11 protein-coding genes and 1 pseudogene are annotated in these 12434 nt (G+C 37.1%); 10 read left to right on the plus strand and 2 right to left on the minus strand.

The window, feature by feature from the left end; all coding sequences use genetic code 11:
- Positions 1–5 precede the first annotated feature (5 nt).
- On the plus strand, positions 6–1490 hold the full coding sequence (gene gltD / locus COE25_RS21780; RefSeq protein ID WP_098934118.1) for a glutamate synthase small subunit: 1485 nt from the start codon (positions 6–8) through the stop codon (positions 1488–1490).
- Positions 1491–1725: 235 nt separating this feature from the next.
- Here gltD and COE25_RS21785 read toward each other — a convergent pair whose 3' ends face one another.
- Positions 1726–2730: a DUF3231 family protein gene (locus tag COE25_RS21785; RefSeq protein WP_098934119.1), complete on the minus strand. Its 1005-nt coding sequence runs from the start codon at positions 2728–2730 to the stop codon at positions 1726–1728.
- Between the two features lie 173 nt (positions 2731–2903).
- Here COE25_RS21785 and COE25_RS21790 point away from each other — a divergent pair, with 173 nt between their 5' ends.
- The 9 genes and pseudogenes from COE25_RS21790 (at position 2904) to COE25_RS21830 (ending at position 10680) form a co-directional block, all read left to right on the plus strand.
- A complete protein-coding gene (locus COE25_RS21790) occupies positions 2904–3323 on the plus strand; it encodes an RrF2 family transcriptional regulator (RefSeq protein ID WP_088088185.1) in 420 nt (139 codons plus the stop codon).
- A 118-nt stretch (positions 3324–3441) separates the two neighbouring features.
- Positions 3442–3834, plus strand: coding sequence for an IDEAL domain-containing protein (locus COE25_RS21795; RefSeq protein WP_098934120.1), 393 nt, complete (start codon positions 3442–3444; stop codon positions 3832–3834).
- 72 nt (positions 3835–3906) lie between these two features.
- Positions 3907–4221 carry a thioredoxin gene (gene trxA / locus COE25_RS21800; protein ID WP_088088183.1) on the plus strand — a complete coding sequence of 105 codons (315 nt, stop codon included), beginning with the start codon at positions 3907–3909 and terminating at the stop codon, positions 4219–4221.
- Positions 4222–4328: 107 nt separating this feature from the next.
- Positions 4329–5453, plus strand: a complete 1125-nt coding sequence (locus COE25_RS21805) for an NADH-dependent flavin oxidoreductase (RefSeq protein ID WP_179195870.1) — start codon at positions 4329–4331, stop codon at positions 5451–5453.
- A gap of 767 nt (positions 5454–6220) precedes the next feature.
- Complete coding sequence (locus COE25_RS21810; RefSeq protein WP_098934121.1) at positions 6221–7756, plus strand: NCS1 family nucleobase:cation symporter-1; 1536 nt, start codon at positions 6221–6223, stop codon at positions 7754–7756.
- A gap of 162 nt (positions 7757–7918) precedes the next feature.
- Positions 7919–8355, plus strand: a pseudogene (locus COE25_RS21815) (2-oxo acid dehydrogenase subunit E2); the annotation flags it as partial.
- Between the two features lie 80 nt (positions 8356–8435).
- A complete protein-coding gene (locus tag COE25_RS21820; RefSeq protein ID WP_256942419.1) occupies positions 8436–8756 on the plus strand; it encodes a ribonuclease E inhibitor RraB in 321 nt (106 codons plus the stop codon).
- Positions 8757–9111: 355 nt separating this feature from the next.
- Positions 9112–10107: a DoxX family membrane protein gene (locus COE25_RS21825; protein WP_098934122.1), complete on the plus strand. Its 996-nt coding sequence runs from the start codon at positions 9112–9114 to the stop codon at positions 10105–10107.
- Between the two features lie 123 nt (positions 10108–10230).
- On the plus strand, positions 10231–10680 hold the full coding sequence (locus tag COE25_RS21830; protein ID WP_098934123.1) for a DinB family protein: 450 nt from the start codon (positions 10231–10233) through the stop codon (positions 10678–10680).
- A gap of 179 nt (positions 10681–10859) precedes the next feature.
- Here COE25_RS21830 and COE25_RS21835 read toward each other — a convergent pair whose 3' ends face one another.
- Positions 10860–12071 (minus strand): MFS transporter, encoded by a 1212-nt coding sequence (locus tag COE25_RS21835; protein ID WP_088088179.1) that lies wholly within the window; start codon positions 12069–12071, stop codon positions 10860–10862.
- Between the last annotated feature and the right edge of the window lie 363 nt (positions 12072–12434).

Here is a 12434-nt window from a genome sequence, read left to right on the forward strand (position 1 = left end):
GGAAGATGGGAAAAGCAACAGGATTTATGGAATACGATCGAGAAAAAGGAAAAGAACGAAATCCCCTTACGCGTTTAGGCGACTGGAAAGAGTATTCAGCTCCTTTCTCGGATCAAGCCTTAAGCAGACAAGGAGCACGGTGCATGGATTGCGCCACTCCTTTCTGCCATATAGGTATGGAAATTCAAGGAGCAACATCAGGCTGTCCGATTCATAATCTTATTCCAGAGTGGAATGATTTGGTTTATCGCGGTCGTTGGAAAGAAGCACTCGATCGTTTGCTAAAAACGAATAATTTCCCTGAGTTCACAGGGCGAGTTTGTCCAGCACCGTGTGAAGGTTCATGTACGCTGGCTATTACTGATCCAGCGGTAACGATTAAAAATATTGAGCAGGCAATTATCGATAAAGGTTTTGAAAATGGCTGGATCACGCCTCGTATTCCAGTTTCACGGACCGGGAAGAAAGTAGCGATTATCGGTTCCGGCCCTGCAGGATTGGCCAGTGCCGATCAACTAAACCAAGCAGGTCACTCGGTAACGGTTTTTGAACGTTCAGACCGTGCTGGTGGATTACTCATGTATGGGATTCCAAATATGAAGCTTGATAAAGAAGTGGTGGAGCGTCGAATCAGCTTATTGACCCAAGAAGGTATCAAGTTTGTTACCAATACAGAGGTTGGAAAAGATATTTCGGCTGAAGACCTGCAAGCACAATTCGATGCCGTGATTCTTTGTACAGGCGCGCAAAAACAGCGTGAACTAGTGATTGAAGGTCGCGAGGCGATAGGGATTCATTTCGCAATGGAATACCTATCTAAAGCGACAAAGAGTTATTTGGATACGAATTTTGACGATGGTCAGTTCATCAATACGGAAGGCAAAGACGTCATCGTCATTGGCGGTGGCGACACAGGAGCGGACTGCGTGGCAACAGCTCTGCGCCAAAACTGCCGAAGTGTAGTACAGTTTGGTAAACATCCTCAGTTACCTGAGACTCGTAATTCTGGAAATATGTGGCCAGCCTACCCTAATGTTTTTACTATGGACTATGCCTATAAAGAGGCAGAAGCAAAGTTTGGGGAAGATCCACGTCAGTATTCTATCCAAACGAAGAAAATGGTGGCGGATGAATACGGCAACTTAAAAGAACTTCACACCATTCAAATGGAAAAATTAAGAGACGATGAAGGTAGGTTCTATTTTAAAGAATTACCAGGTACAGAAAAAGTATGGCCCGCTCAATTTGTGTTTATTGCGATTGGATTTGAGGGAACGGAGCAGCCGCTTTTAAGCCAATTTGGTGTAAAAGTTGCCAATCAAAAGATTGAAGCAGCATACGGTGAGTACAGAACAAACGTAGAAAGTGTATTTGCTGCGGGAGATGCAAGAAGAGGGCAAAGCCTAATTGTCTGGGCTATCAACGAAGGCCGTCAGGTCGCGCATGAAGTGGACCGTTATTTGATGGGGAAATCCTTATTACCAAAATAATTGTAGAGTTTGATCAAAGACCTGATTCAGCACATTATTGAATTCAGGTCTCTTTTTTATGAATTAAAGTAAAAGTTCCTGCGGAATAGATGTTTATTAATTGACAATTTTTATTATTTAAAAATAAAGGCGAAGTAGAAGATTTTTCAATTAATTAACAAAAAATAAAGAATGCACTTTAAAAAGAAAAAAACTAGCCTTTTTTAAGGTTAGTTTTGCTGTTCTAAAAAAACAATTATTTTGTTAATTGATTTCGATCCTCTATCTGTGGTGGTTCTTCCATCCAGCCATTTTTGATCATAATCTTTCCACCATCTTGAGCAAAAGTGAAAATATCTTTTGCAAGAAAAGCCATTTTTGCCGGCAAGTCACTTCTTAAACTGAATCCACCGCCTAATGCATTACTTCCGAGCCCAAATGAAGCTAATAAAGTGGTGTTGTACATCATTAATTTGTCGGAAAATGGTGCTGTTTTTGACGTTGTTGCTTTACCAGCATGAGTAGCTGGGGGCTCAATATAACTATGGCGTAAAAATTCCCCTAAATCTATTTCGATTTTTTTGGACAATTCCATTCCTTCGGTAAGATATTTTTGAACCTTTTTATCAGCAGCGACTTGAGCGAATCCAATCATTAATTGCATCCCTACAAGATTAGTTTCAATCGCATGATGGATAAGAGAAACTTCAACCGTATTCAGGGATCTAGTTTCACTAAACCAAGTAAACCCATCCATATAATTTTTATCCTGTACAAAATTTACCTGTTTTGGCATTGATACAAAAGGTGGACGTACTAGTACCCCTTTTTCTAAAAGGAATTGAGTTGCTTGGCTGTTCATTGATTGTGATTCAGCGGTCATTCCGATAAATAAATCTTCAATATCCTTTCGATAGGTCATGCCTGTGAAAAGTGCATAAAGGCTCATTTCCACTTTAGTCATCAAATGTAAATACATAATATCGTACATAAAATCAAATAACTTTGGAACGCTTTTATATACATCGTTTTCTGTAAAACCAATTGGAATTACTGCACCTTCTTGTTGAAAAATACTTTTAATCATCTCAATGTTTTTGGCGGCACCATTATAATACGACTGTAACAGTTGTTTTCCTTCAGGATCGGAGTGCTCGATAAAATGTTCCAATACTCTAAGCATCATGGTTTGTTCTTGATAAGCCATCCACAGATTTGCTAATTCTGATGAGGTAATAGGTGCTTGGCTTGAAGTCGTCATGCTAAACCCCCCTAGTTTTATTATTATAATGTAACCATTAGGAAATAATTTTATGAAATGCTAAATTGAATTATGGGCTATAGTGGAAATTATTAATATGGAGTTATTTTTGTTGACTTTATAAACTGTAAATATTAAAATTACATTAATCTTCATGAGGAGGAAGCATCAAAGTGAATAGTGATTTTACGATAGCCGTCCATAGTTTAGTCTATTTAGCTTATTTACCAGATCATATGGCTAGCAGTGAGTCAATCGCTACCAATGTTTGCACAAACGCCGCACGGATTCGGAAGATCATGAGCTGTTTGCGAAATCATGGATTTGTTAAGACAAAAGAAGGTATCGGCGGTGGCTATATTCTCGACTGTAACTCTCAAGAGGTATCATTGGCAGATATTTATCGTATAGTTTCACGCGGAAGCCTAAAACCAAACTGGTGCACAGGTGATCCGGAGCAAAAATGTGTTATATCGTCAAATACCCAAGTGGTTATGGATCAGATTTTCAATGATGCTGAATTGTATTTTGAAAAATATTTAGAGAATATTACGCTTAGTACTGTTTTAGAAAAAATTAAACATTGTCCATGATTTAGTTTTTTCTTTTATTTTTACTGTATATTATTTTATTACAGTATGATGGAATATCGGTGATAAACTTTTAAAAAAACCAAACTGTAACTTTTTTTATAACATTTAAGGGGTGTAGATGACAATGGCCGATAAATATCGATTTGAAAATGGGGATTGGGTTCAGGGGAGGTCCAGAGATGGAAAACTGATCCACGGGTATATAGAAACCGTAGACACTCACAAAGGAATGCTACAAGTAAAAGTGGTCGATAGTGACAATGAAAAAGCGATTGGAAAATCGATTTGGATTGTAAATAAACGGGCTGAAAAGCTGCCCGAGACAACTGGTAGAAATGAAAGTGAGCTTTTAGCTTTAATAGATTTGGCTTTACTATTTAAGGATGAGCAGTGGTTTAAGGAATTATCGGCGAAATTAGTATTTATAAAAAAAATTCAAGAAGTGCCTATCAAGAAATCTGAATTTCTAATCAGTGGAAACAGAACGAGGAATTTTGATATAAAAAGATAATTTTCATATATTTGTAAGAGTAAACAATTAAGTTTTTTTAAAATAAAAAAATTATTTTGGAGGAAAAAAATAATGGCAATTTCACACGTAACAGATCAAACTTTTGCTGCAGAAATGAAGGATGGATTGGTGTTAGTAGATTTTTGGGCTCCATGGTGCGGCCCTTGTAAAATGATTGCACCTGTGTTGGAGGAAATCGATGCTGAAATCGGTGATAAAGTTGGGATTATCAAACTTAATGTAGATGAGAACCCAGAAACAACACGAGCATTTAGCGTCATGAGTATTCCAACGTTGATTCTTTTCAAAGATGGTGTTGAAGTAGAAAAGGTTATCGGCTTCCAACCAAAAGAAGCTTTGACAGAAACAATTTTGAAGCACACTTAATATGGTAGGAATTTGCTTTGAACGAAACGGTAAACTATAGGATGAAGTTGTAGATTGGCAAAGTAATTTCCAATTTAACATTAATGAACAAGGTGGAGGAGTAAAGCATGATGAATGTAAAATTTGCACCATTATTTGAGTCATTTACGATAGGAAAGGGGATTCATTTAAAAAATCGAATTGTCATGGCACCCATGACCAATTTCTCATCAAATCCTGACGGGACCGTCTCAGATGCGGAAGTCAAGTATTATCAACGACGTTCCAATGGTGTCGGAATGGTCATTACAGCATGTACCTATGTGACCAGGAATGGTAAAGGATTTCATGGTGAATTTGGTGGAGACCGAGATGAGATGATCCCAAGTTTGCGTCGTGTGGCATCAGCGATTAAAGAGAAGGGTGCGAAAGCGATTTTGCAAATCTTCCATGGCGGACGCCAGGTCCCACCTGAATTAGTAGATGGTGATGTGGTAAGTGCTAGTGCAGTTCCTTCAGAAGGTGCAGGAAAACCTGTACCCCGGGAATTGACTGAAACAGAGATCGAATCCATTATTCACGATTTTGGAGAAACCACTCGACGAGCCATTGAAGCAGGTTATGATGGTGTTGAATTACATGGTGCCAATGGGTACCTGATTCAGCAATTCTTTTCCCCTCATTCTAATCGTCGTGTAGACCGATGGGGTGGGACTCTTGAAAAACGTCTAACTTTTCCGTTAGCGGTTATTGATGAAGTAAAAAGAGTTGTTGCTGAATATGGGAAAGAGCCTTTCTTGGTTGGCTATCGTTTTTCCCCTGAGGAACCTGAAACACCTGGGATCACTATGGCTGACACACTCGCACTAATAGATACACTTGCAGAAAAAGACCTTGACTATCTTCATGTTTCATTGCTGGATTTCAGGTCAACACCTAAACGCGGAGTTGAGGACACACGTTCACGGATAGAAATCATTCAAGATCGTGTAGGTGACCGTGTTCCAGTAATCGGTGTCGGTTCGATTTATACAGCTGATGAGGCCTTAAACGCTTTGGAAACAGGAGTGCCATTAATCGCATTGGGACGTGAACTGATTATTGATCCCGAGTGGGTGCAAAAAGTGGAACAAGGTAGAGAATCTGAAATTGTCACCAAAATAAACAAGAATCATCAGCACGCGCTGGAAGTACCAGATCCCTTGTGGCAGGCCATTATTCATTCGCCAGGATGGTTTCCGGGAGTAGAATAGATCAATTCATTACATGCTAACGGTATAAAGAGGGTACCTAAGTGAGCGAACAGTTTATTTAACAGGACAAAAAACTGTGTAAACTGAAAAGCTTACGTTTTTAAGATTTTCGGATAATACACAAAGAAAAACCGACTTTCATTCTATATTTTAGAATGGAGAGTCGGTTTTTTCTTAATTTCCACTCCGATTCCTTTATTTAATCCTGGAATCGTATTTTATTCGTGTCCATTAAATGGGTGTTTGACCACAGGCATTCTAGAAATACATTTTTAGATTCTGATTGGTAAGAAATCATGTTAGTGAACCTTCCGATATAGAGGACAAATCATCTCCTCTTTATTATACTCCATTATAACGTAAAGGTTGGCACTTCGGAGATGCAGATAATCGATCCGATGTTTCATCTTACATAACATAAAAGAATTGATAGAAATAATTCAACTTTTTGTCCAATGACAGAATGAATCTAAGATATATAATATAGGATAGGGAGGTAGGTTTTTTTCCTTTTGCTTTGCCTGGTACAAAGAGGATTGCAAAGATCCTAGCAGCAGAAGTTGAAGAACAATGGGTGGTGACGCTATAGTTAATTTTTAAAATCTATCTTAAATTTTTTAAATATTCTTTCAAATTTAGCTTGTGTTAAGGTAAATTCGATACCAATCATGTTTAAATCTTAAAGATTTCTGTCATATCCTTGATCTCTGACGGCAAAATTGTTTCACAAGAAAAGCTCGTTAAATAACCAATAAGGGGGAATTTTGTTGAAAACGCAAATTGAACAAAATGGGATTGTTACCCTGACACCTGAAGTAGCCGATGGTTTAAGTAACAGTGAAATGTGGAATGATGATTTACGCCCAACGACAATTAAGGAACATTCCTGGAAGGGGCTGAACTTTGCCACTTTATGGATTGGTATGTGTTTGTGTATTCCTGCTTATACGATGGCTAGTGGCTTGATTTCTTTAGGAATGAACTGGTGGCAAGCTATTGGAACGATTTTTCTTGGGAATGTTATTGTCCTTATCCCCATTTTATTAAACTCACATGCAGGTACGAAATTTGGAATTCCCTATCCAGTATTTGCACGATTATGGTTTGGTTCAAAAGGGGCTCACATCCCAGCTTTAGCAAGAGCCATTGTTGCTGCTGGCTGGTTCGGGATTAACACATGGATTGGTACGGGTGCAATTGATACACTTTTATCGGCTTCATTTCCTGCCTGGAGAAGCTTTTCAGGACATACGGCTATCGTTTTTGCCTTGTTTTGGGGTTTAAATGTGATTGTAGCCTATAAGGGACCTCAAGCAATGAAAGTACTAGGCTTAATAGCGACACCGATTGTGGGAATCGCTTCGATCATTCTTCTTATTTGGGCGTATACTAACGCAGGAGGCTGGGGCCCAATCTTGGACACCCCATCTGAATTCAATACAACAGGTGCGTTTTTAAAAGTATTTTTTCCTGCATTAACAGGAGTCATTGCTTTCTGGGCAACACTTGCATTGAATATTCCTGACTTCTGTCGGTATGCAAAAAGTCAAAAATCACAAATGATTGCTCAAAGCTTCTCTCTTCCACTTACGATGAGTATCTTCTCCTTTATTGGAATCGCCGTCACATCTGCAACTGTGGTGATTTTTGGAACAGCCCTTTGGGATCCTGTTCAACTGCTTGCGAAATTCCCACCATTTGTTATCTTTTTGGGAACATTAATCATTGTAATTGCATCCTTAACGATTAATGTCGGTGCAAACATCGTCGCACCTGCTCGTGCTATTGAAAATTTAAATCCCAAACGAATTACTTTCGGATTAGGTGCTCTAATAACGGGGATCTTTGCAATCTTAATGCAGCCATGGTACATTATGGAGAACTTTGGAAACTATATTTTTGGTTGGCTTGGAACATATGGGGCATTACTCGGTCCTATTGATGGGATTGCAATTGCCGATTACTGGCTTGTGCGCAAGAGACAAATGGCACTTAATGAACTATATGATGTAAACGGCCGCTATAGTTATACATCAGGTTTTAATAAAAACGGCGTTTATGCCCTGATCATCGGTGTAGCTGTTCCTGTACTTGGTCTTTTCATCCCGGGACTTCGCTTTTTATGGGATAATGCCTGGACATTCGGATTGTTTATCTCTATTATTGCTTACACCTACTTAATGAGAGGCGACCAAAGTGTTCTAAAACCAGGGGAATATGAAAATATAACGAGCTTCAAAACGATCACTCCCGGCAATAAAAAAGAATCAGTGGCAAGTAATGAAACAGAATTTTTTTATTAATAATTGAGTTCAAGGCACCTTCCAGGTAATAGGATGGTGCCTTGCACTTTTTTTAGTCAATTAATATTTTCTAGATGGTACCAGGGACTATTATCATTGAATAAAGAGTAGGCGGGAATAGTCAATTTTCACCCCTTACAAATCACATGTACACTTAATTTTCTTTATAAAAAATTTTATAACATTGGAATTGCAGTCCAAACCGAGAATGGACTTGTTGTATCGGTACTTAAGGATGCAGACTATTAAAATATCTCTGGACTCGCAAAGGAAATCGGCATGCTTACAAAAACAGCAAGAGACAACAAATTAACCATGGATCATATGAAAGGAGGAACATGTACAATTTCGAACATCGGATCAGCTGGAGGACAACGGTTTACTCCATATTAACCATCCAGAAACCTCCATCTTGGGGATTGGGGAAATTATTGAAAAGCCGATCGTGAGGATTGGGGAAATTACCATTGGCAAAATGCTTCCCTCTTTCTCTTAGTTATGACCACTCTGTAATTGACGGCGTTATTGCCCAAAATGCATTAAACCATATTATGAAATTATTGGAAGACCCTGAACTCCTGTTATTGAAATTAGAATGAAAATGAAAATGATTTTATTTTCACGAAGATGTGAATTATAATGACAACAATGAATGTACTAGAATATGGAGGAGAAACGAATGAAATTTCCAAATGATGCTGATGGAGATGCTTTACGTAGTCTATATAAAGAAGGATTAGATTTAAAAAAACAACAATCAGTGGAATTTTTTGTTGCCGTGCCTGACAAAGCAACAGGTGAAAAATTATCGCAAGTATTAAAAGGAGAAGGATTCAATTGTTTCATAGAGCAAGATGACGAAACTGAAGAGTGGGCATGTTGTTGCTCTAAAAGAATGCTATTAAATTATAATGAATTAATTAAAATACAGAATAATTTAAATAACTTAAGTAAACCACATGGTGGTTATTCAGACGGTTGGGGTGTTTTTGTAGAGTAAAAGGATTGAGGGAGGTATTTTGAGTTTAGCGCCTAGTGTGATAGTATCGATCCCCCTTGAGGGAAATATTAATTAAACTGGATCGGACATGTTGCTGCATGTTCGGTCTTTTTAATTCTAAGCTCTTTTAGAAACTTTGTTGCTTTTGTGCCCACTTAATGGCGACTTTAGAAAGGTTTTGAAGAATTCAAAGGCAATCGAGTCCGAACCAGAGTCAGGTTCGGACCATAGGTGATGATCAATTTATTTTGTGAAACATTTCACAAAATGTTCAATAATACGACGTCTATGGAAATGATTTTTCATGTATATTATCACTACAGTCATGTTGTTTATATTACTAGGGGGATTACTAATGAAAAAGATATTTCAGATACTATTAACACTAGGGATTGTTATGACACCTTTTTTTGCACAAGCACATGTGAAGTGGTTCACAAAAGTAGTGCCACATAAGGAGTCTATTGAACATATATTATCACCGATGTTTATATTTTTAACGCTAGTTGCGGCCATTGTTTTAGCTGTATTAACCTTGATCATTCCGAAAATGGCTGAATGGGGACCAATGAAAAAAATGGAGGATCGTCTCTCCAGTTTTAGAAAGTATTCTAGATACTTATTAAAATATGGGACCGCCATTGCGCTAATAATTCAAATGATAAATGGAACGTTATTTGCTCCCGAGTTCCATATAAGTAGTACTTTCATTACTGTATTAGCGTGGGTGACCATTGGAATTTTATTGATTCCGCATCATATTTCAACAAAAATCGGCGCTTCTATTTTATTAGGATTATTTATTTATGTAACGATCCATCATGGCATTTTCTATATGTTAGACTACGGTTTTTATGTAGCCATTATTGGTGTATTATTAGTAGGTAATACAAAGCTGGAGAAGGCAGGGTTTCCATTTCTCTATTTAGGGACAGGACTCTCACTTAGCTGGGTAGCCGTTGAAAAATGGGTATATCCAGGTATGGCATTAGATATTGTCACTAACCATCATGTGCCTACATTTGGCTTCGCACCAGAGTTGTTTGTTGTAATGGCGGCATTTATCGAGTTTGTCGTGGGTTATTTGTTAGTTGTCGGTATCTTAAATCGTGTGTTAGGTTTTGTGGTAACAGGCATTTTTATCTCAACCACGATGCTCTTTGGAATGACAGAAGTCATCGGCCATTTCATGATTCACATTGTATTAATCATCTTCATTATTGAGGGTGTTTCATTCTATAACCCGCCGATTAAAATGCATAAAACTAAAACAGATCAATTTATCTTTGTATTTTTAAACTTCATTTTTGTGCTAGCAACCTTTTTATTGATTTACTATCGTTTCGCATAAGGCCATTTGTAGTGAGATTTTTCTTAAAGACTTAAACTGAGTACTAATGATCGTGTCTAAATATATAATCGTTATAAATTTTATTTGCTAACACATATTGATAAAGTACATGGAGGTGGTCAAGTGGAAACGATCCGAAATATGTTTGAGCATTTAAACTGGGCTAATCAACGAATTCATGAAACCTTGCAAAATATGGAAGGGGAGAACAAACAGGTTAACAATCTATTCTCACATATCCTTCTGGCAGAACATGTGTGGTTTACTAGGTTAATAGGGTCAGACAGTTCAAAAATACCTATCTGGGCAGAGGTCAGTTTAGGTGCTTGTACAGAAATGGTTAACCAAAATAATCTAAACTTTAAAGAATTTCTTTCTGGTTTATCTATTCCTGCTCTCGATCAGATCGTGTCATACAGAAATAGTAAAGGCAATGAGTTTAATAATTCGGTAAGAGATATCTTTACCCATGTTGCACTACATGGTCAATATCATCGAGGACAGATCAATCTACTTCTCAGAGCAAATGAAATCGAACCTGTTAATGTTGATTTTATTACATTTAGGAGATAGATGAAGGAATCTGGTATCAATAAGGTGTTATTAAGCAAGATTTATAATGATTTAAGATAATAAATGTTAATGAAAAACTCTAGACACAATCGTTAGGTTGGTCCTAGAGCTTTTATTTTTTGTATTCAATTATAAAATTCGTCGATTTGTGCGACGGTTCGAGTAAAGCCTCCTTTTTCTTATAGTCTATGTGGAGAATGCTGTATTCTTCTTGTAGAAATGGTTCCTAATCGAATCGATATGATTATAGAAATAATAGCGAGAACTACAATCATAGAGACAACACCAAGCCAGCCAAAACTACTATAAAATGTACCACTGGCCGTTCCTCCAATACTTGAACCCGCATAATAGAAAAACAAATATAGGGATGCTGCTTGTGCTTTGTCGTGAGTAGCAAGTTGTCCTACCCAACCACTTGCAATCGAATGGCCAGCAAAAAATCCGTAAGTAAAGATGGCTATTCCGATAATTTTTAACCATAAAGACGAATTTAACGTTATACATGCACCTAACAATACAATGAATAATGACATCAGTAATAATTTTCTTTTACCGTATTGATCAGCTAACATGCCCATCCAAGTAGAGCTAAATGTTCCAACAATATACACTATAAATATAAATCCAACTAAGGTTTGACTTAATGAATAGGGTGGCACTATGAGTTGAAAACCAATATAGTTATATAAAGATACAAAGCATCCCATTAATAGAAATCCAGTGAAAAATAGGTAAAGGAGACCTGGTTCTTTAAATTGGACAAACAATGAGGTTACTAACTTCTTTATTTCAAATTTTCGGGGTTTGAAATGAGTAGATTTCGGTAAAATAAACCAAAAAATAAGGCTAGCAATTAAACTAATCATTCCAATTACGGCTAAAGCTACATGCCAATTAAAATGATCTGTTAAAATTCCACTAATTATTCGACCACCCATGCCACCAATGGAGTTCCCACTTATGTATAATCCCATTGCCATCCCTAAACTTTTCGGTTCAATCTCCTCTCCTAAGTAGGCCATTGCTACAGCAGGCAATCCAGCTAATGAAATCCCTTGTAATATTCTACATAAGATTAATAGATGAAAACTCGGACTAAACGCTGTTAAAATGGATAGTATCGATGAGGCAAACAAAGAAATAGTCATGACTGGTTTCCGGCCAAATACTTCAGATAAAGAACCAGCTATCAACATACTAATGGCTAAAGCGATTGTAGTAGAGGACAAGCTTAAACTTGATACGGCTGGTGAAATATGAAATTCCTTCCCTATCTCAGGTAGTAATGGTTGGGTACCCCAAAGGATAGCAAATGTATTAAAACCACCTGCAAATAAAGCTATGTTTACCATTTTAAATGTGTGTGTCCCACGCTGAATATAACCCATTATTAAAGCATACTCCTTTAGTTGTTTTAAAATAAGGTTTTATTATTAATATCTACTTATCATACTCCTCCTTTTACATAAGTTCTATTAAAATCCTTTTAAGAAACAATGCTAGAAATAAATAGATAAAGAGTTAATGCTAATTTCGGGTAGTGCAGACATCTTATTAATGTTCACCGTATTGACATAAATATTAAATACACTTAAACTTGTCAAAGTGGTGTTCGAATTTTGTTCACAATGTTTGAATGCCACCTTTAAAAAGTAAATGGATTGGTAAAAAGTATTTTAAAATGCTCGATATACATCCATCACAAAAGATCTATGTACTATTACATAGTTGTTTTGTGATGGATTTTTTTA

This window comes from Bacillus sp. AFS031507 (assembly GCF_002584635.1).
Taxonomy (GTDB): domain Bacteria; phylum Bacillota; class Bacilli; order Bacillales; family Cytobacillaceae; genus Neobacillus.

Excerpts from the sequence above, each read along its gene's own strand:
- COE25_RS21820 (WP_256942419.1), top strand. The coding sequence starts at position 8,436 with ATGAAATTTCCAAATGATGCTGATGGAGATGCTTTACGTAGTCTATAT.
- COE25_RS21805 (WP_179195870.1), top strand. The coding sequence starts at position 4,329 with ATGATGAATGTAAAATTTGCACCATTATTTGAGTCATTTACGATAGGA.
- gltD (WP_098934118.1), top strand. The coding sequence starts at position 6 with ATGGGAAAAGCAACAGGATTTATGGAATACGATCGAGAAAAAGGAAAA.
- COE25_RS21795 (WP_098934120.1), top strand. The coding sequence starts at position 3,442 with ATGACAATGGCCGATAAATATCGATTTGAAAATGGGGATTGGGTTCAG.
- COE25_RS21785 (WP_098934119.1), bottom strand. The coding sequence starts at position 2,730 with ATGACGACTTCAAGCCAAGCACCTATTACCTCATCAGAATTAGCAAAT.
- COE25_RS21825 (WP_098934122.1), top strand. The coding sequence starts at position 9,112 with ATGAAAAAGATATTTCAGATACTATTAACACTAGGGATTGTTATGACA.
- trxA (WP_088088183.1), top strand. The coding sequence starts at position 3,907 with ATGGCAATTTCACACGTAACAGATCAAACTTTTGCTGCAGAAATGAAG.
- COE25_RS21835 (WP_088088179.1), bottom strand. The coding sequence starts at position 12,071 with ATGGGTTATATTCAGCGTGGGACACACACATTTAAAATGGTAAACATA.